16 protein-coding genes are annotated in these 19,885 nt (G+C 53.1%); 6 read left to right on the top strand and 10 right to left on the bottom strand.

The window, feature by feature from the left end; genetic code table 11:
- Positions 1–521: 521 nt before the first annotated feature.
- Positions 522–1,493, top strand: a complete 972-nt coding sequence (locus H6F91_RS02865) for a GNAT family N-acetyltransferase (protein WP_190775841.1) — start codon at positions 522–524, stop codon at positions 1,491–1,493.
- Between the two features lie 461 nt (positions 1,494–1,954).
- Here H6F91_RS02865 and H6F91_RS02860 read toward each other — a convergent pair whose 3' ends face one another.
- The 7 genes from H6F91_RS02860 to H6F91_RS02830 all read right to left on the bottom strand — a co-directional run bounded on the left by H6F91_RS02860 (position 1,955) and on the right by H6F91_RS02830 (position 10,259).
- Positions 1,955–3,073: an ABC transporter ATP-binding protein gene (locus H6F91_RS02860; protein WP_190775842.1), complete on the bottom strand. Its 1,119-nt coding sequence runs from the start codon at positions 3,071–3,073 to the stop codon at positions 1,955–1,957.
- A 71-nt stretch (positions 3,074–3,144) separates the two neighbouring features.
- Positions 3,145–4,008, bottom strand: a complete 864-nt coding sequence (locus H6F91_RS02855; RefSeq protein ID WP_190789218.1) for a carbohydrate ABC transporter permease — start codon at positions 4,006–4,008, stop codon at positions 3,145–3,147.
- Positions 4,009–4,053: 45 nt separating this feature from the next.
- Positions 4,054–4,974 carry a sugar ABC transporter permease gene (locus H6F91_RS02850; protein ID WP_190775844.1) on the bottom strand — a complete coding sequence of 307 codons (921 nt, stop codon included), beginning with the start codon at positions 4,972–4,974 and terminating at the stop codon, positions 4,054–4,056.
- Entirely contained in the window at positions 4,971–6,311 is a 1,341-nt protein-coding gene (locus H6F91_RS02845) for an ABC transporter substrate-binding protein (protein WP_190775864.1), read from the bottom strand. The genes H6F91_RS02850 and H6F91_RS02845 overlap by 4 nt, the downstream gene beginning before the upstream one ends.
- A 631-nt stretch (positions 6,312–6,942) precedes the next feature.
- The gene (gap, locus tag H6F91_RS02840) at positions 6,943–7,968 is read right to left on the bottom strand and encodes a type I glyceraldehyde-3-phosphate dehydrogenase (RefSeq protein WP_190775845.1); all 1,026 of its coding nucleotides are present in this window, start codon (positions 7,966–7,968) and stop codon (positions 6,943–6,945) included.
- A 214-nt stretch (positions 7,969–8,182) separates the two neighbouring features.
- On the bottom strand, positions 8,183–8,602 hold the full coding sequence (locus H6F91_RS02835; protein ID WP_190775846.1) for a PPC domain-containing DNA-binding protein: 420 nt from the start codon (positions 8,600–8,602) through the stop codon (positions 8,183–8,185).
- 58 nt (positions 8,603–8,660) lie between these two features.
- A complete protein-coding gene (locus H6F91_RS02830) occupies positions 8,661–10,259 on the bottom strand; it encodes a gamma-glutamyltransferase family protein (protein ID WP_347280005.1) in 1,599 nt (532 codons plus the stop codon).
- Positions 10,260–10,653: 394 nt separating this feature from the next.
- Between H6F91_RS02830 and H6F91_RS02825 the strand changes: the two genes are divergently transcribed.
- The 3 genes from H6F91_RS02825 (at position 10,654) to H6F91_RS02815 (ending at position 13,759) form a co-directional block, all read left to right on the top strand.
- A complete protein-coding gene (locus tag H6F91_RS02825) occupies positions 10,654–11,358 on the top strand; it encodes a precorrin-2 C(20)-methyltransferase (RefSeq protein ID WP_190789217.1) in 705 nt (234 codons plus the stop codon).
- Positions 11,359–11,562: 204 nt separating this feature from the next.
- Positions 11,563–12,735, top strand: coding sequence for a TonB family protein (locus tag H6F91_RS02820; protein ID WP_190789216.1), 1,173 nt, complete (start codon positions 11,563–11,565; stop codon positions 12,733–12,735).
- 337 nt (positions 12,736–13,072) lie between these two features.
- The gene (locus H6F91_RS02815; RefSeq protein ID WP_190775849.1) at positions 13,073–13,759 is read left to right on the top strand and encodes a YdcF family protein; all 687 of its coding nucleotides are present in this window, start codon (positions 13,073–13,075) and stop codon (positions 13,757–13,759) included.
- Between the two features lie 204 nt (positions 13,760–13,963).
- Here the strand turns inward: H6F91_RS02815 and H6F91_RS02810 are convergent, their stop codons facing one another.
- From H6F91_RS02810 to H6F91_RS02800, 3 genes are all read right to left on the bottom strand, one after another.
- A complete protein-coding gene (locus tag H6F91_RS02810; RefSeq protein WP_190775866.1) occupies positions 13,964–14,254 on the bottom strand; it encodes a DUF2288 domain-containing protein in 291 nt (96 codons plus the stop codon).
- A 444-nt stretch (positions 14,255–14,698) separates the two neighbouring features.
- On the bottom strand, positions 14,699–15,436 hold the full coding sequence (locus tag H6F91_RS02805) for a GerMN domain-containing protein (RefSeq protein ID WP_190775850.1): 738 nt from the start codon (positions 15,434–15,436) through the stop codon (positions 14,699–14,701).
- 190 nt (positions 15,437–15,626) lie between these two features.
- The gene (locus tag H6F91_RS02800) at positions 15,627–16,433 is read right to left on the bottom strand and encodes a DUF2993 domain-containing protein (protein ID WP_190775851.1); all 807 of its coding nucleotides are present in this window, start codon (positions 16,431–16,433) and stop codon (positions 15,627–15,629) included.
- A 411-nt stretch (positions 16,434–16,844) separates the two neighbouring features.
- Between H6F91_RS02800 and H6F91_RS02795 the strand changes: the two genes are divergently transcribed.
- Together H6F91_RS02795 and H6F91_RS02790 are read left to right on the top strand one after the other, a co-directional pair.
- The gene (locus tag H6F91_RS02795) at positions 16,845–19,268 is read left to right on the top strand and encodes a GH116 family glycosyl hydrolase (protein WP_190775852.1); all 2,424 of its coding nucleotides are present in this window, start codon (positions 16,845–16,847) and stop codon (positions 19,266–19,268) included.
- 146 nt (positions 19,269–19,414) lie between these two features.
- A complete protein-coding gene (locus H6F91_RS02790) occupies positions 19,415–19,867 on the top strand; it encodes a DUF4864 domain-containing protein (protein WP_347280004.1) in 453 nt (150 codons plus the stop codon).
- The last annotated feature ends 18 nt before the right edge of the window (positions 19,868–19,885 follow it).

Here is a 19,885-nt window from a genome sequence, read left to right as displayed (position 1 = left end):
AACACCGTTTGAGTGGGGTGGCAAGCGAGCGGCACGACGACAACGAGCGCGATCTAAACGACCTAAGCATCGATTAGGAGGGTCTGGGGCTGTAACCCAGTCCTTGGTGGCCTGAAATGCTCCACCTGAAATGGCAATACTCACGCCAGATGACCCACTAGTATGCTGAGGCGGAAATCCATCACCTATGTTTTTGTGTGGAGTGCTTCGCACCTCACACAAAAACATAGGTTGCGAACTTAGGCCGCAGCCTACTAGATATGCGTGGTTCAGTAGGGCTAATTTGTTGGATTCTAGAAACCCGGTGTTTTAAAGACACCGGGTTTCTGGATCTTATTTCGAATTTCGTGCCCGTCGTGTACGAAAAATTAACTTCTCAAACCGCCTCTGAAATTTCTTGGAAAAGAAAGTACCCAAATGGGTGAGTGCCAGATATTTAATTTCAATGTAGTATGTGTAATACATTGTCGGAAATCCAATATATTTCCGCTGTGAATGTGTACAGCCGATGGGAGGCTACCATGGCGACTTTGAGCAATTTCTGCCGCCAATCCCTTAGCAGCGATACAGAATTGGAGGCGATCGCTGACCTCTATAACCTTTGCGCTACTGTTGATGAGCTGGATGGCGGTACTTCCGCTAGTGAACTTCAGGAGGATTTCAACGACCCCTGCTTTGACCGTGATCAGGATCTTCAGGTATGGCGCGATCGCGATGAAACCCTACAAGCCGTTGCGACTCTCTGGCGGCCTATCTCTGCGAATAATCGTGAAGGATACTTGCACTTCTTTGTGCATCCCGATGCCCGAGGACAAGGGCTAGAAAACGATATTTTGGCATGGGCTGAACAGCGATTGCGGCTGCTTTCCACGGAGCCATCCCAAGCTGTTGAATTGCGAATGGGCTGCCGAGATACATTTGTTGAACGCATCGCTCAGTATGAGCAGTTTGGCTGTTCGCCGGTACGGTACTTCTTTCGAATGCGGCGATCGCTCATCGAACCTGTTCCAGAACCTCAGCTACCTGACGGATTTTACATTCGACAGGTTGACCCTGAAGTGGATGCAGAAGCCTGGGTGGAGATGTTTAATCAGTCCTTCATCGACCACTGGAACCACCATCCGATGACTCTGGAGGAGTATCGCTACTACACCAGCATGTCGAACTATGATGCTTCGATGGATTTTGTTGCCGTTTCTCCAGACGGTACCCTGGCCGCGTTCTGCTATGCCCAGATCGATATGCAGGAAAATGCGCGATCGGGTCAACAAGAAGGCTGGATCAATTTACTGGGAACGCGTCGGGGTTTTCGTCGGCAGGGGTTAGGTCGCGCCATGCTACTAGCAGGTCTGCACCGGCTGGTCGCTGCGGGTATGAATAGTGCTTTGCTGGGCGTTGATGTAGATAATCCTAACGGTGCACTAGGCTTGTATCGCTCTGCTGGGTTTGAAGAGTTCCGCCGCTTCATCACATTCCATAAACGAGTGTGTTAATTGCGACATTTAGCTACATCAGAAGGGTCACAAAAAGAGTTACAGGTGAATATCACTGAAATAAGCGAAATCTGAGTACCTAGATTCCCGGTTTTTCTAAAAAACCGGGAATCTAAATCTTTTACATCAGTGCCATTCAGTTACAACTTATTAAATTTCGATACTAGGGCTAAAATAACCTCAGTTCGGGTTAAGGGCTTTTTCGAGTGCCGCGCGAAGCGCGGCACTCGAAAAAGCCCATTATTGCGTGTGCAACGCGCACGCAATAATGGGCGGTTCGGCTTATCCCGAACTGACGTTAGGGCTAAAATATTAACGATGTAGATGTGATCAAAAAGCCTGTACCAGAAGGAGAGATTAAATGAAATTCTGCTTCTCCCCCTTCGATACAAACTATGATGACAACTATGTGTGTGATGGGTATTATCCGTCACACATAGCATTCATGAAGATGTCCTGATTTAATCACGTAAAGCATCTCCAGTTTCAGCATCAAACCAGTGCATATCTTGTGGGGGAAAGGTGAGGTGCAGTTGTTGACCGGTGGGATGGCGATCGGGGGTGAGCAGTAGACGCAGAGTTGGTTGCCCTTCGATATCGGGGACGCGAACACTCACCAGGTTGTGCATACCCAGGTTTTCTACCAGGAAGATTTCGCCGGAGACGGTGGCGCGATCGCCCTGCGCCACCTGCACATGTTCTGGGCGAATTCCCAACACGATGCGGCGGGTACTGGGTGGGACGGCTCGAGGCAAGGGAATGCGAGAGTGCCCCAAAATTGCGGTCTGTCCCTCGCAGGGCAACATCAGGAAGTTCATTTGAGGGCTGCCGACAAATCCGGCGACAAAACGATTGGCCGGATGGGTGTAGATGCGGTGAGGTGTATCTAACTGCTGTAAATGGCCCTCGCTGAGAATAGCAACTTTAGTAGATAACGTCATCGCCTCGGTCTGGTCGTGGGTTACGTATACGACAGGAGCCTGTTGATGTTCAAAGAGTTGCTTCAGCTCAGCGCGCACATTCTCCCGCAACAGGGCATCCAGGTTACTCAGAGGTTCGTCTAAGAGAAATACAGAGGGGCGGCGAACCAGGGCTCGGGCGACGGCTACCCGCTGTCGTTGCCCCCCCGAAAGCTGGCTAGGACGACGGTTTAGCAGAGGTTGCAGCCCCAAGAAATTCCCCACTTCTTGAATCCGCTCCTCAATCTCATGACGAGGAACTTTGCGCAGTTTGAGACCCGAAGCAATGTTTTCGGCCACCGTCATATGTGGGTAGAGGGCGTAGCTCTGAAACACCATAGACATGTTGCGATCGCCCGGTCCCAAACGCGTTACGTCCTTACCCTCTAACAACACCTGCCCCCGAGTTGGCTGCTCCAGACCTGCAATCATCCGCAACACCGTCGATTTACCGCAGCCCGATGGCCCCAACAGAGTGAGAAATTCTCCCCGATCGACGCTGAGATCGAGGTTTTTGACCGGGATGACCGTTGGGCTAAAGGTTTTGTTAAGGCCCCGCAGTTCCAGGGTGGAACGCGTGGCGGTAGCGGAGTGGGTGGGCTTAGATTCAATGCTGGTCATTTTTTTAAGGGGTAATTGATAACGGGTAATGGTTTGGTTTCTCAGGCGTGGAGCACATGAAAAAAAGTTGGCTAGCCTTTGACCGCCCCCGAGGTAAGGCCTTTAATGATTTGGCGCTGAAACAGGAGGACGAGGGCAACGAGGGGGAGCGTGCCAACTACGGTGGCAGCAGCAATGGGGCCGTAAGGGATTTCAAAAATGGAGGCTCCACCAATTTGGGAGGCCGCAACGGGAACGGTTTTCATAGACTCCTCGGTGATAAAGGTGAGGGCGAAGATGAACTCGTTCCAGGCCGAGATAAAGGTGAGAATTCCCGTGGTGGCGAGAGCGGGGAGTGTAAGGGGAAGAACGATGTGGAGCAGTAGACCAACGGTGCTGTAGCCATCAACCTTAGCGGAGTCTTCCAAATCCTTGGGTAATTGTTGGAAGAAGCTACGCATAACCAGAATCGTCAGCGGCAAGTTGATCGCCGCATAGGGCAGAATCAACGCCAGATAGTTATTGCCCAGGTTGAGAGCCTGCACAACGTTGAGTAAACCCAGGAATAGAAGGATCGGGGGAAATAGGGTGACGATGAGAATTCCGGCCAGAATGATGCGTTGGCCCTGTAACCGCAACCGGGCCAGTGCGTAAGCTGCCGGGGCTCCCAGCCCCAGAGCCAGGATTGTGGAAAGCAAGGCCACCAGCAAGCTATTGAACATATAGTTCAAAAACGGTCGCCGCACAAACAGTTCCCGATAATGATCCAGGGTGAACTCGCGAGGCAGGTACACCGTAGGGATAGCTGAGATGTCGGGGTTGGTTTTGACGGAGGTCAGTAACTGCCACAACACGGGAGCCAGACAGAAGAGCACAACCAGAATGACGCTGAGAGGGAGGAGCCAGCGGCGGGTGGAGTGGGTGGTTTGGGTGGGTGCGGTGGCAGTGGTAGTCATGGGGGTAGCGTTAGGGTGCAGACAGGGGTGGATGAGTGGATAGGGTTAGGGGGCAGCGCTGGTCTTGGCGCGGGAGCGGTTGAGGAAGAAGGCAGCGATCGCCACAGCCAGCACGAGCAGCAGGAATGTGACGACGACGAGAGCGGCTCCGTAACCAAAGTCGAGGTAGCGCATCACCGTGGCGTAAATGTATAGAGAGACGGTTTCCGTCGCACCACCGGGACCACCGCCAGTCATAACAGCGATCAGGTCGAAGATGCCGAAGGACTGGGCAAATCGGAATACGAGGGCGATGACAATCTGGGGCATCAGCAGGGGGAGGGTGATGCGTTGGAAGCTCTGCCAGGGAGTTGCCCCGTCGATTCGGTGAGCTTCGTAGAGGTCGTCGGGAATGGATTGCAGGCCTGCCAGGAGCAGGATGCTGATGAAGGGGGTCGTTTTCCAGACATCCGCGATGATGACGGCCATCATCGCTAGATTGGGGTTGCCTAACCAGTTGATGCCCTGGTCAATCAGCCCAACTCGGCGTAACAGGTCGTTGACGACACCATACTGATCATTAAAAATCCAGGCCCAAGCCAGAGCGATCAGGGCAGTGGGCAAGGCCCAGGGCAGGATGGCAATGGTACGAACGATGTTACGGCCACGGAAAGCTTGATTGAGAACGAGGGCGATCGCCAACCCCAACACAAATTCCAGAAGGACCGATACGACGGTGAATACCGTTGTGTTGCCCAGGGTCTGCCAAAAACGTCCATCCTGCATCATGCGGCCATAGTTTTCTAGACCGGAGAATTGAGGTTGGAGTTCAGTACCCAGGTTTTGGGTGTAGAAACTTTGCCAGAAGGCGCGCCCGATGGGAAAAGCGAATACCGCGATGAGGAGCAGGAGGGCAGGGAGTAAGAGCAGCCAGCCAATGCGGCGATCGCGCTGCACAATGACATCGGTATTAGTAGCCTGGGTCATCCCCGTGCCTCCTGTGCTGAACTGAGTCGTCCCAGTAAACTGCGAGTTTCACTGGCAGCGGTTTGCATGGCATCTTCTGGGGCCATGCGGCCTGAGAAGACGGCACTGAGATAGCGCTGTAAAATGTCAGAGGCTTGAGCATACTGAGCAATTGAAGGCCGCAGCACCGTCTTTTCGAACACCTGTGCCATCTCGGCGTAATGGGGAAATTCGGCTAGAATTTCGGGGTCTTCGTACAGTGAACGTAGGCTGGGCAGATAGCCTTTCAATGCATTAATGCGCTGCACCCGTTCGCTCGTGAAGTATTGCAGCACCCGCCAGGCTTCCTCGGGGTGCGGGGTGGAACTGAGAATACCCCATCCCCATCCACCCAGACAACTTCCAGGTTGGCCACCTGGCATACTGAGCATGGGGCGAATGCCGACTTTATTACGCACGGCTGACTCTTCCGAGTTCAGCAGTGGTATGGCATAGGGCCAGTTGCGCATAAAGGCCGCTCCACCACTTTGAAACAGACGGCGTACTTCTTCTTCCTGATAGGTGGTAACGCCGCCCGGTGACACTCCTTGGCGAACAGTGCCCCGCAGGAAATTCACAGCGTTGATGGCTTCGGGTTGATCCAGCCCAACCTCCAGGGTTTCGGGGTTAATCCAATAACCACCAAAGCCTGACAACACTTCTACAAACATGGCAGCAACCCCTTCGTACTGCCGCCCTTGCCAGAGATAGCCCCAATCCACACCGGTCTTTTGTTGCAGGGTTTTAGAGACCTCTAGTAAATCGGTGAACGTTTGGGGCTGTTGAAGCCCGGCTTCTTGTAGTAAGTCTTTGCGGTAGAACAAAACACCAGCATCTGTGCGCCAGGGAATGCGGTAGAGCTTGTCCTGGTAGCGTCCGGCTTCAATGCTGGTTTCGAGGTGTTGGGCTAGTTCCTGGGGAGTGGCGCGATCGCTCAAATCCATCAACCACCCTGCCGCTGCAAATTTAGCGGTCCACACCACATCCAGGTTGATCAAGTCGTAGGGAGAGCTACCCAACAACAAGGCGGAGGTGTATAAATCCTCGACTAAGTTGGTAGCATTTGGCCCTTCCACCATGCGAATACGAATGTCGGGGTTTTCTCGCTCAAACTCCTCGATTAAGGGAGCAAAAAGCGGTGTCTCCGGCGCCAGCATGAGGAAACGAATTTCGACAGGTTGCTGAGAGAAAACCGGCAGTAGAACTAGAAAGCAGGTTAAACATCCAATCAGCGCAGCAATCCAAACCCGGAGAGAACGCGATCGCAGATGTACTTGCCACTGAGAACTGTTATGTCTAAGAAGTTTCTTGAAAAGCATCATAATATTAGGAATTTAGAGCTTTTTTGATTAGCTTTCAAACCTCTATGCGTCTCTCATTGTCATCTATCTAAAGTGTGAATCAATCAAAAATTCATACTTTAACTTCACGCTTTGTCAATAACAATTCATTAATTCAGATGATACAAATGGTAAGGCGATCGCACTTATAAACTTTAGAGAACTTAAAGTGTAGGGTTTGTATTGCTATTAAATATTGGCATTACAGATAAATAATGTAAGAAGCCATAGTTTCTAAAGAAATACAACTCCTTATACCGTTTTTATATGAAGCTGCACAGAATGAGGGTGGGGGCGCATACGCGCCCCCACCCTCATTCTGTGCAGCTTCATATTGATTTAGTATTACATTGCAAATTAGTACTTTAGATAGTGTCCAGATCCTGTTTTTCGGTTTGTTAAAACTAGCTTTTCAAAAGTATTCCACAAGCCATGTATGATCCTATATTTTGCTAATCCAATAACCTGAAGGGTATTTCAATTTACTGTGATCCGTTTCGCTAACTTAACGCTACTTCGTGCGATTAATCGCATTTATATTAGAAGCCGCAGTTCTTTCAAGAACTGCGGCTTCTAATATTATTGATTGAAATTGCAAATAGCCAATTGACTAGCTTACAATTCCATCTTCTTTTGCCATCGCCAGCATCAGGTCAGCAACGCGGCAGGAGTAACCCCACTCGTTGTCATACCAGGCGACCACTTTGAAAAAGTTGGAATTCAGCTCGATACCTGCTCCCGCATCAAAAATGCTGGAGTGGCTGTCGGTGATGAAGTCTGAAGAAACCACTTCTTCATCGGTGTAACCCAAAATACCCTGGAGCTCGCCTTCCGCAGCACTTTTCATCGCGGCACAAATTTCGGCGTAGCTTGTGGCTTTCTCCGTCTTAAAGGTGAGGTCAACCGCTGATACATCGAGAGTCGGAACGCGGAAGGCCATCCCCGTCAGCTTACCTTTAAGGGCAGGTAGCACCAAAGTTACTGCCTTCGCTGCCCCGGTAGAGGACGGAATAATGTTTTGGGATGCTGCACGACCGCCCCGCCAGTCTTTTTTACTGGGGCCATCAACAGTGGGCTGGGTCGCAGTAGCCGAGTGAACAGTTGTCATCAGCCCTTCTGCCAGACCAAAGTTTTCATGGATGACTTTGGCAATGGGGGCCAGACAGTTGGTCGTACAGCTGGCATTAGACACAATGGTGTCGCTACCCGGTTCAAACTGTTCTTCGTTGACCCCTACAACCATGGTTCGTACTTTGTCAGGGTCTTTTGTAGGAGCCGAAATAATTACCCGCTTAGCTCCCGCGGTGATGTGCTTGGATGCACCCTCATGGGTCGTAAACAGGCCCGTCGATTCCACAACATAATCAACGTTGAGCTTACCCCAGGGAAGTTCCTCAGGATTGCGTACAGCAAACGTGGGAACAAAGACACCATCCACAACAATGCCATCGTCTTTGGCTTCAACGGTGCCCTTGTAGCGTTTGTGGGTAGTGTCGTATTTCAACAGGTAAGCCAAGTTGTCGGGGGGTACCAGGTCATTGATTCCGACGATTTCGATGTTGGGATTTTGGAAGCAGGCTCGGAATACGAGGCGGCCAATGCGGCCAAAGCCATTGATACCAACTCTAAGGGCCATGGTGAAACTCCTTTCATACGTGCTACTGCCCACGGTAGGGCATGTTCTGGCAATCCCAATGGGATCACAGGCTTTATTAAGGTCTTCGAATTAGCCTAGCGTGGAAGATTGACCAAAACGCAAGGGTATCTGTTGTCAAGTAGGAAATATGTCGATAGACGGGTTGAGTAGCCCATCAACATAGAGTAAAGATGCGTAAATTGCCTACTCTGTATCATTCTTTCTCATGGGGGCAAACTTTCAGCTCTGAATACCCGCTTAAGGAACAGAGTTCTCGTGTGAAGTGAAGAGCGGGTAACACGCCAATCACCAGTTCAGCTGTGGTGTAGATACAGCAGCCTGGCAACACATGACCTCCCAATGTTTGCCCGGTAGAGTTTGCGATCGCCATATGATAATGCGATCCCGCTACCCCCATGACCCCAGTCAACGACACAATTTCAAACGGTCCCTGATAGGTAGTGCCGTTGAGTTGGCCAGCTAGCCGCAGAGTTGCCCGCGTCAAACTTCCGACACAGGTCAGCACACAGGCCGCCTTCCACTGTTTTTTCTGCACCAGGGCATCCAGTTCTAACCGCAGGTCTTGTCCTGGGCAGAGGCGGAGGGCGATCGCGTGGAGGGGCGTTGGGAGCATGGTCAGGGGTAAGTTTCAAATAGGTGTGGTGAAAGGGGCATTTCGTGCCCCTTGACGTCTAGAGCACTATCGCCCCTCCATCTGCCCTCGGCTCCGACGCTGCTATGAGCGCTTCTCCAGAGCGGAGCACTATCTGGCCTTTACCAAAAAACTCGACGCCTCCAGTGACTTTGACCGCGTGACCGCGATCGCTCAACCCGCTAGTGACGAAGCGGGGAACGGTTTGTTCTAGCAGTACAGTGTTCCCCTCCAGGAAGCGCCATCGAGGGGCGTCCAGGGCGGCCTGGGGATTGAGGTGATAGTCGGTCATATTGACGACGACCTGCACATGTCCCTGGGGTTGCATGGGTGCCCCCATAACACCAAACGGGCCAACGGGTTGCCCATCTCGCGTAAGAAAGCCAGGGATGATGGTGTGGAAGGGACGCTTGCCCGGCGCAAATTGGTTGGGATGATTGGCCATCAGGGTAAAACCAGAGCCACGGTTGTGTAGCGCAATGCCAGTGCCCGGAACGAGAATGCCGCTACCAAAGCCCTCAAAGTTGGATTGAATGAGCGACACCATGAGTTCGCCATCGGCGGCAGCCAGGTAGACAGTGCCACCTTTGGGCAGACCGGGGTTTGCCAGGGGAATCGCGGTGTCTTGAATCAGGGCACGGCGATCGCTGGCATAACCCTTATCCAACATCTGCTCGACCGATATGGCCATGTGAGTGGGGTCGGCCACATGGCGATACACATCGGCAAAGGCAAGCTTCATAGCTTCAATTTGCAGGTGGAAGCTTTCGATGGAGTCTCGGGGGTATCGGGCCAGGTCAAATCCCTCAAGAATATTCAAGGCCATCAAAGCGGCAATGCCCTGGCCGTTGGGGGGAATTTCCCAAACCGTGAGATCACGATAGGTGGTGCTAATGGGATCAACCCAATCAGGTTGATGGTTAGCGTAGTCTTCGAGAGTGAGGAAGCCACCTGTATCGGCAGCAAATTGGGTGATTTTTTCAGCCAGTTTGCCCTGATAGAAACTCTCGCCCCCTGTTTCAGCCAGTTCCCGTAGGGTTGCGGCATGGCCTGGGCTACGCCAAATTTCCCCTGCTCTGGGTGCGCGATCGCCCGCAAAAAACACCTGCTTAAACGCTTCAAACTCCTGACCTTGCAGCGACAGAAATAGCGGCTCGGCCCGCTTCCAGGCACGAGCCGTTTCGGGGGAAACGGGGTAGCCTTCCTCAGCGAACCGAATGGCGGGTTCAAACAATTTCTCAAACGGCAACTTGCCCCACCGCTCCCATAAAGCACGCCAGCTGGAGATAGCGCCTGATACGGTCACGGGTAGCCAGCCGTACAATGGCACCTGAGAGTGTTCTTCAAAAGCAGCTAGGGAGAGATTCTGAGCACTTTTCCCGGAGGCATTCAGGCCATGAAGCGCTCCATCCCAGACGATGGCAAAGGCGTCAGAGCCAATGCCATTGGAGGTGGGTTCGACGACAGTGAGGGCGATCGCCATGGCCACCGCTGCATCCACGGCATTGCCCCCGGCACAAATCATTTCGAGCCCGGCTGTCGTGGCCAGAGGTTGGCTAGTAGCCAGGGCGCAGCGCTTCCCCATCACCACTCGCCGCCCTGATGGATAGGGGTACACTGTCAAGTTTTCAACGTTCACGACACAACCCTCCAAGCAACCGTCCAATCATTTCACGGCACTTGCGATTTCGCTATGGTTTGCACGTTTAATTCATGCTGTCGCTGGCCAAAGGAACCAAAATTCCCTCATACCGTTTTTTATGAAGCTGCACAGAATAGTGTGGGACGCTATGCGTCCCACACTATTCTGTGCAGCTTCACATTGATTGGGTATCAGTACAGGGCAATAGCAAAAAAATCTGAGTTTTACAGGTAACAAAGCACCGACTTACGCTTTTTCGTAGTGGACTGGCGTAAGCCTGGGGTTTGTTTGAAAGCCATTTTTTCGTGCGCTTTGTCCCCGAAAAAATGACTTTCAAACAGATGCCTGTAACTCGCTAGAGTAGAGCGTGGTCTGTTTTGAGAAATTCGTCATGGTTGGGGTTTTGTATGGGGTTGGTGCTGGGCCAGGGGATCCTGAACTGATTACGGTCAAGGGACTGCGGTTGTTGCAACAGGCTCCGGTGGTGGCCTTTCCGGCAGGGTTACATGGAAAGCCAGGGGTTGCCCAGCAGATCGTTGCACCCTGGATTCAGCCAGGGCAGCAAGAGTTACCCCTGGAATTTCCCTATGTTCAAGAGGACGATGTGTTAGAGCATGCCTGGAAAACGGCTGCGGAAACCGTTTGGGATTTTTTACGTCTGGGAAAGGATGTGGTGTTTGTGTCAGAAGGGGATGTGAGTTTTTACAGCACCTTCACCTATCTGGCGCAGACCTTGCAACAGTTCCACCCAGAAGCACAGGTGGAAACGGTGCCTGGGATTTCATCTCCCATGGCGGCGGCAGCAGCACTGGGAGTTCCTCTAACCGTGCGATCGCAACGCCTCACCATCCTCCCGGCCCTCTACACTGTTGCAGATTTGGAAACGGCGATCGCCCACTCCGAGGTTATTGTTCTAATGAAGGTAAGCTCAGTTTACGAACAGGTGTGGCAGGTGTTGCAACGGCATCAGCTCTTGCAATCTAGCTATGTGGTCGAACGAGCCACACAGCCCAACCAGGTAATTTATGCAGATTTGAGCGATCGCCCCCACTTGAAACTGCCGTATTTCTCCCTGCTGATTGTGCAGGTGGCTTGAAGTAGAGACAGAGGGTACGAAATAAGCGAACTATGCAAGGTCATCAGTACAATGAACTCTTTTGCAGGGCGAAGTTTTCGAGGAAGTTCTCGCCCCCAGCAGAATTAAGTTGCTCGAAGGCTTCATCCCGAAAGTTCCTCGAACCCCCTGCTTCTCCACTCCCCTGCTATCCTTTGTAAAGATCGACCCGTATCTTTGACGGCTATGACCTACACGGACACATCCCACTCCTCCCTATACTCGCGCCCCCTATGGAACGACCCTATGTTTTGGGGGGTTGTGGGTTCGCTGGGATTCCATGTGTTGTTTTGGGCGGTGGCGCCGTTTCTACCAGCAAGCGATCGCCGCAGCGAGTCAGAAATTCAGCGGCCCGTCGAGTTGGTCGAGCTATCCCCGGCCGAGAAAGAGCGCCTGCCTGACTTTCTAACCAATGACGTGCCCCTGCCTGAAGTGGCTCCTTCATCCTCACTGCCGGTTCCTCAAAATACGCCCCTAACGCAGGGACCAGGCCGTCCCCAGGTGCGCTTCTCGCCCATTTTGCCGCCATTTTTTGTACCGCCGCCACCGCCTGAGGTGTCTTCCTCCTATCGCCCCAGTTTCCGCCAACCAACACGCGTGCAGATTCCGGATCGAACGGCTGCCCGACCTCCAGCATCCCCTCCGGCCAGTCCTCCAGCATCTCCTCCGGCCAGTCCTCCAGCATCCCCTCCGGCATCCCCTCCAGCTAGTCCACCCTCCAGCCCTCCTGCCAATTCAGCTCAGCAGCCACCAACGGGGGAAACTCCGGCTAATCCACCGGATAATCCGTCTCAACCCGCTACTAATAGCGGGCGGCCTCGCTTCAATCGACCAAACTATACACGCCAAACCCCATCTTCTCAACTGGCTACTGCTCGGCGGGCTCAAACAGAACAGCCAGAGCTCTTCGCATACAACGGAACGGGTACTACCGCTAATGAACGAACTCAGGCGGATGTGGACTGGTTAACAGAGTCACTCACTCTAGTGGGTGAGGATTACGACCCCAGCATCTATGATCCGGACAGCGAAGATTTTCCGCTGGTTGAAATTGCTGCTCCTTACCCTGAAGAAGCGTGTATTCAACGGTTGGAGGGTACAGCCATTGTTGGGTTAGTGGTTGGGCCTGACGGTAAGCCTCTGGAGGAGTCTACACCAGCGATTATTCAGAGTTCAGGTTACGGGTTTTTGAATGAGCAAGCCAAGCAAATTGCTCAGGATCACAACTTTGAGGCAAAAGATAAACGCCTTGCCTATCGAGTCGTCGTCACCTTTACACCTGATCCGGATGTTTGCGAGCCCTACTTGGAAAGGTTAGAAAATGGGCCATCCAATAATGCCCCGAGTGATGCTGGCTAGGGCGTGTTTTAAGGCTGGTTCAAAGGGACGGTTTTTCGTGCGCGAAGCACGTGTGGAAACAACGACCTTTAAAGCAGTTCCTGGTATTTTCCTGGTTCTAGACCGTTAAACCTAAAGTTTGACGTTGAGAGCAGATTTGGATTTGCGATCCCAAAAAAATTCCGTTCTTGTAGCGGGAATATAGGAAGGTAGAACGTGTTTTAGAAGTGCCTGAAGGAGTTGTTTTTGCGTGTACAAAACGCACGGAAAAATACCCCTTTAAAACAGGCCCTAGTGTAGAGTGATAGGGTTGATCTGGGAAGGCCTGTAACAGGGTCAGGGTAGGAATGAGTGGCACATGGGTGAGGCTAAATTTCAGAATAGGCGATTCCCGGGACGACAAAACCGATCGCCTGCTGCAACGGTCAGTCGTCGGCGGATACCCGCTATTAGGCGAAAGAAGAGCCGTAGAATTCAATGGCTGCTCAAAGTTTTTCTCATATTGATAGTGTGCGGTTTGGCCTATTGGCAGGTGCGCTCCTGGGTATTGAAGCCTCAAGCCATTTTGGTGCTGGGAGGTTCTCCCGATCGCGAAGCCTATGCTGCAGAATTTGCTCAGGCTCATCCCGACTTGCCCATCTGGGTTTCCTCCGGTAGCCCCGAAGAGTATTCCACCTGGCTCTTCACTGAAGAGTATGGTATTGATCTCGAACGGCTTCACCTGGACTATCGGGCTGTGGATACCGTCACGAACTTCACCAGCCTAGTGGATGAATTTGATATGCAGAATATCCACAGCTTGTACTTGGTGACGTCCGACTACCACATGCGGCGAGCCCAAGTAATTGGCACCATTGTGTTCGGCAGCCGTGGTATTGAATTTCAACCGTTGCCCGTACCCACTGAGAAGCCCTCTGAGCCCTGGAACAAGGTGGCCCGAGATGCTGCGCGATCGCTGCTCTGGGTTGCTACCGGTCATACAGGGGCATCCTTAGGACATCGCTACCGGGCCGGTCAACTACAGGCTCCCAAAATTCACAAATAAATTCGTAGCTATGTTGGGGGGGAGTGCTTTACACCTCCCCCTGTTCGAATTTGTAGATATGTTGGACGAGGAAAGCGCTTTGCACTCCTCTTCTTCGAATTCGTAACTACGTTGGAGAGGGGGAGCGCTAAGCACTCCCCCTCTTTGAATTAGATTTGATATCAATGTGGAATGGTCAAGCTCGATTCAGCCAGCTCGACTTGATTAGGCAACGTCTTGAATTAGCACATAAGGCTGTAAGATCAGCGCATTGAAGCGCTTACCGGGAGACTTACTCCAAACATGAAGTTGATCGCGTGTGGGTTTAACCAGCAAGCGCTCATCAATCCATCGTTGTACATGAGTGGTGTTATCACTGGCGATCGCTACGCCTACATCTAGCAGATCGAGTTGGGAAGAAACCATGACCAGTGCATCGCGCTCCGCATGGGGTGCGAGCCAATCCCATTCTGCTTCGCCCATTCGGCCTGCCAGTTCTGCCTGCAAATCTTGCATCCGCCCAAAACCTATTTTTCGGATATCCACAAAATATCTTACCGTTTGCACTGTTTCCCACAGTCCTGCCCAGGACAGAAAAGTAAGACTTTATGGAAACGTCCAAATTTTGTAAATCCTGGCATAAGTTGCAGCATGTTTCTGTTCTGTGGACGAGGCAGATGGTGTATGCCTCACCCATAAAACGGGTTTTGGTGGTCGAGCCGGTAAGAACTCACGCTTTTTCAAGGTAAACAAAAAAGCTCATTGACAGACCACTGTTATTTGAACGTGCGCAAGCGCACGTTCAAATAATAAATCTGAGTTCGGGTTAAGGGTGTTTTCGAGTGCCGCGCGTTGCGCGGCACTCGAAAACACTCATTTTGGTGTGCGAGAGCGCACACCAAAATGAGCACTTCAGCTTATCCCGAACTGAGGTTGATAAAAACAGGTTCTAGTTTGATATTAGAGGGCAAAGTCTTGGTCGAAGGCTTGTCGAGTCATAGGCTGGGAAACCATAGCCCCTTCGCCACCTAAAGTTTCTAGGGGTGTTCCGTTCACGGAGATCCAGACATTCGCATTGGGGTCGAGAGTGGTGGCCGTGTATATGACCTGCCCCAGACGGCCCACCATAGACGCACTGCCACCGCCAGTGGTAAACGCCTGGTTTAAATCGACATGGATTCCATCGGGACGAATCTCCAGAGAATTAATGCGAGTTTCGGCTGGAATAGTGGAGGCAACGCTTGCTTGAGAGGTTGTCTCTGGCCCTTTCAGGAGATGGTCAAACGACTGTTGAAGCAAAGCCTCAGGAGGTTGATTCGCCTCGATAGAAATGGGTGATGGTACGACCTCCAGATGGGTGCCCGTGTCTTTCACCCAGTAAACTGACACCGATCGCATCTCAGCCCTGGCAGCAGAACCCGAGGAAGCGGTATCGGACTGAGTAGGAGATTGAACAACGGGTTCCTTACCGACATCAGATGCACCCGTGGGGTCCGCAGGCATGACCGTTTCAGTGTCCGGAGGGGTAACGGTAGCTTTACGGGTGCTGAGGGTTTGCCATGTCCACCACGCGGTTGCACTGCCCGTTGCCACGACTACGGCAGCCAGAGTTGTCACAGCACCCAGGGGTAATCTGGAGCGAAATTGGCGTTTTGGAGAGGATTCGAGCGAATGATGCTGAAGTGGTTCGTCGTTCATATAGTTCTCCTCAGGTTGAAATGCAACCAGGAAGACTCAGCTACCCAATGGGGCGACAGGGGTGGCGGGGTCTTGAGTTTGTGACTACAACAGCACCCCACATATTTCCGGAAGCCCAACGTTGTTTGAAAAGAAGGACTGAATTTCTAGGGCGCTAGATGTATTAGAAGCCCGTGTCTGCTAAGCCTATTCAAGGGGTGTTACGTTCGGGTGCAACCCTGACCCAGGCGGCGATCGCGACCTGATCGTCTTCTACCTCTAATTGTAGCAACCGTACCAAAATCTCCTCGCCCCCCAGCGTCTGCAGATCTACTACGCCCCCCTGCGTTAAGGCCTGTAGCAACTCAGCAGGTACCGCTACCCCTTCCACCGACACAGCCGGGTCAATTAAGCGCACCCTTCGGCTTCCATCAATGGCAAAGCCCGACTCCAATTCAATCGGGATCTGTCGCCGATTGCGGCGTTCTTGAAGGGTAACTTGAAACCGCAGGCGATCGCCTCTGCCATCCCCCTGGGAATCGCCCTCTAAAAGCTGAATCTGAGGATTGAGCAGCGTGTAGCGCTCCATCCCGATTGAGGCCGCACCCGGCACCTGCACACTGGCATCCTCCAGCCACTCGGTAACGACCGGAGACTGCAATGCTTGATTCAAATCTTCTTCTGTTAGCACGAGTTGGATACCCGCCTCCAGGGGTCCCTTCAGCTCCACGGTGCCATCCCGCAACTCCCCTGGATCAAGAGCTACGCCCTCGGCTTCCAGGTTCAGTTCTTCAATTCGGACCCCTTCCAAAGGCACGATCCCTTCTCCGGCCACCCGCACCCGCTGCACCCGTCCCTGTGCCAGCCGATAGCTAGGAGCATTGTCAATGCGCACATCCAGGTCTTCGGCAGACTCCAGCCGCTGGCGTAGGGCGTCTGCTGCCAGGCGATCGGCTACAAATCCCACCGGAGAGACCAGGCCCATCAAAGTGATTAGAAGCAGGGTCAGAAATTCCATAAACAGACTTAGCAAGAGAGACGTAGGGCAAGTCTAGCATTTGGTTATGAGAGGCTCTGCTCTCCCACCCACGGGTTGCAATAGACTTCCATGAACTGTTTTTTGAGGTTCTAGAAGGTTGGGCAACTTCGCTGCACAACAGTCCTAATGAAGCCAGAAATCCAAAGAAACAACAGCAATTCTCATTATGAGCTTCAAATCCGAGAGTTCGTGCCCTACGGGCACGAACTCTCGGATTTGAAGTCGGAAAACCGCTCGCCCTAGGCGAGCGGTTTTCCGACTGGATTCCAAAATGAGAATTGCTGAAGAAACAACGTGTGCTGTGCTTTCGGATTTACCTCTGATTTGCGCTCCTGATCACCAAGATGGGGTATGAGTGGAAGACGTTCCGTTTCACCTAGCCATCTCTGCATGAATTCCTCGACACTGCCCACCATTCCCACCTGCGCCTGGTCTCGTCCCATTGGCCTGGGTTGGGAGAAGCCCTATACCGTTCGCTACGCCAGCAACCTGGACGATGGGCCATTTCACGGGATGCCCCTGGGTGGTTTTGGGGCTGGGTGTATCGGGCGATCGCACCGAGGTGACTTTAACCTCTGGCACATTGACGCTGGGGAGCATGTATTCAAATCCATTCCGGCCTGTCAGTTCAGTATTTTCGAGCAGGGGGGCGATCGCACCCAGGCTTACGCGCTCAGCACGGAAGCCGCTGAGGATGGTTCCCTCGCCAGTTGGAATTGGTACCCTGCGACAACGTCAGCCGGGGTTGTTGCAAAGACTGAGGATCAGGGGGATGGCACTGGGATGTACCAGGCACTCTATCCTCGCAGCTGGTTCACCTATGAAAAGGTGCTTCAGGCTCAGGTGACCTGCGAGCAGTTTTCGCCCATCCTGCCTCACAATTATCAGGAAACCAGCTACCCGCTCGCCATATTTTTGTGGACAGCTCACAACCCCACAGACCAACCCCTGACCCTTAGTCTTGCCCTCACCTGGCAAAACTTGGTGGGCTGGTTTACGAACACGCTGGCCGCTCCCGAAGTGCGTGTGCGGGATGATGGCAGCCCAGTTTACGAGTACCAACCGCCTCTAGGAGACAGCACGGGCAACTTTACGGAATGGGTGCAGGACGGGCCACTCGTGGGCTGTGTTATGCGTCGTCGCCGCCTGGATGGGCAGGAGGTCAAAGAGGGTGAGGGAGAGTGGGCGATCGCGACCCATCTTCATCCCACTGACGAACTGTTTTACCACACCCGCTGGAACCCGGCCGGGGATGGGGCAGAGCTGTGGCGACCCTTCTCTCAGGATGGCTCTCTACCCAACGTTCATGACGCTACACCCGCAGGAGAAGGGGAGCAGGTCGGGTGTGCGATCGCCCTCCGCTTTACCCTGGCCCCAGGTGAAACCCGCCAGATTCCCTTTGTGCTGTCCTGGGATTTTCCGGTCATGGAGTTTGCCAAGGGGGTGACTTACTTTCGGCGATATACCGACTTCTTTGAACGGAATGGCGAGAATAGCTGGGCGATCGCCCGTCTGGGGCTGGTTCACTGGCAGGATTGGCAGCAGCAAATTCAGCAATGGCAACAGCCTATTTTGAGCCGTACTGACTTATCGGACACGTTCAAGATGGGCCTGTTCAACGAGTTGTATGACCTGACCGATGGTGCAACCTTGTGGAGTGCCGCCAGCGATCGCGACCCAGTCGGCCAATTCGCTGTGGTGGAATGCCTGGACTACCGCTGGTACGAAAGCCTGGATGTGCGCCTCTATGGTTCTTTCGCGCTCCTGCATCTGTTTCCCGAGTTGGAAAAGGCGGTGATGCGAGCCTTTGCTCGCTCGATTCCCGCAGAGGATGCCCGCCTGCGCAAAATCGGCTACTACTTCACCCAGGGGCAAGAGAGCCCCGATGTGCCCCGCAAGGTTGCCAACGCGACTCCTCACGACTTGGGGGCTCCGAACGAGCACCCCTGGGAGCGGACCAACTACACCAGCTACCAGGACTGCAACCTTTGGAAAGACCTGGGCAGTGACTTTGTGCTGCTGGTCTACCGCGATTTTGTGATGACGGGGGGGAGCGATCGCGCTTTCTTACAGGAGTGCTGGCCCGCTATCGTCGCGGCTCTGGATTACCTCAAAAGCTTTGACCTGGATGGTGATGGCATCCCTGAAAACTCCGGTGCGCCAGATCAGACCTTTGATGATTGGCGCATGCAGGGGATTAGTGCCTACTGTGGTGGGCTGTGGATTGCAGCCCTGGAAACCGCGATCGCCATTGCGAAGGAATTGGACTCTGAGCCTGCCGAGATGAGCCGTTGGAAGGACTGGCTGGCCCAATCCCGCGCGATTTATCACGATGCCCTCTGGAATGGCTCCTACTATCGTTTGGATACGGGCAGTGGCTCCGATGTGGTGATGGCAGATCAGCTCTGCGGTCAGTTCTACGCGCGCCTGCTGAATCTGCCCCATGTAGTGCCTGAGGATTGTGCGCGATCGGCCCTCAAGACGGTGTATGACACTTGCTTCCTCAAATTTCATGGAGGCCAGTTTGGGGCAGCCAATGGCTTGCGACCGGACGGTTCTCCGGTGAATCCCAATGACACCCACCCCCTGGAGGTTTGGACGGGCATTAACTTCGGTTTGGCGGCGTTCCTTATTCAGATGGGCTTGCGGGATGAGGGCATGCGGTTGACAGAAACCGTGGTGCAGCAGGTGTATGATAACGGGCTTCAGTTCCGTACCCCAGAGGCGATTACGTCGGTCGGAACGTTTCGAGCCAGCCACTACCTGCGGGCGATGGCCATCTGGGCGGTATATGAACTGTGGGGAGCCGGATAGCGGTGGGAAAGGCGTTGGCGATCGCCCGGAAATGAAAGGGTCAATTTTTCGGGTGCGACGCGTACGAAAAAATACCCTTTAAAGCAGACCCTGAAGCAGGCCCTGGCAAAATCCGGTGCAGACTGCTCAGAATCGTAGAATAAAAAGTGGGTAACCCCCTGGGTTTAAGAGTGGCAACTGTCTGCCGACGAAGGGGATACCTCCTGGCCCATCGTCTTGCTACCCCTACTGTTGCCATGTATCTGACGGAGCGCGATCGCGACACCATCCGCCAACTCATTACCCAACAACTGGATGCCTTCCAGCGGGATGATGCCGCCGCCGCCTTTGCCTTTGCCAGCCCCAGTATTCAGGCCCAGTTTGGTGATCCTGAGACCTTCATGAAAATGGTCAAGACGGCCTACGTGGCCGTTTACCGCCCTCGCTCGGTGCTATTTGAGGGCATTGTGGATATGGAAGGTCTACCCGCCCAAACAGTGGTGCTGATGTCGCCGCATGGTCAAATTGTGCGTGCTATTTACATCATGCAGCGGCAGCCAGACGGCGACTGGCGCATTCATGGCTGCATGTTGGAGCCGTTTGGCAATGGGGTAGAGTAATTTTCTTGTTTTTTATTG

The organism is Leptolyngbya sp. FACHB-8, assembly GCF_014695575.1.
Lineage (GTDB): Bacteria > Cyanobacteriota > Cyanobacteriia > Elainellales > Elainellaceae > Vacuolonema.
The sequence above is the reverse complement of the archived record's forward strand: the minus strand, read 5'-3'. Positions and strand labels throughout refer to the sequence as shown.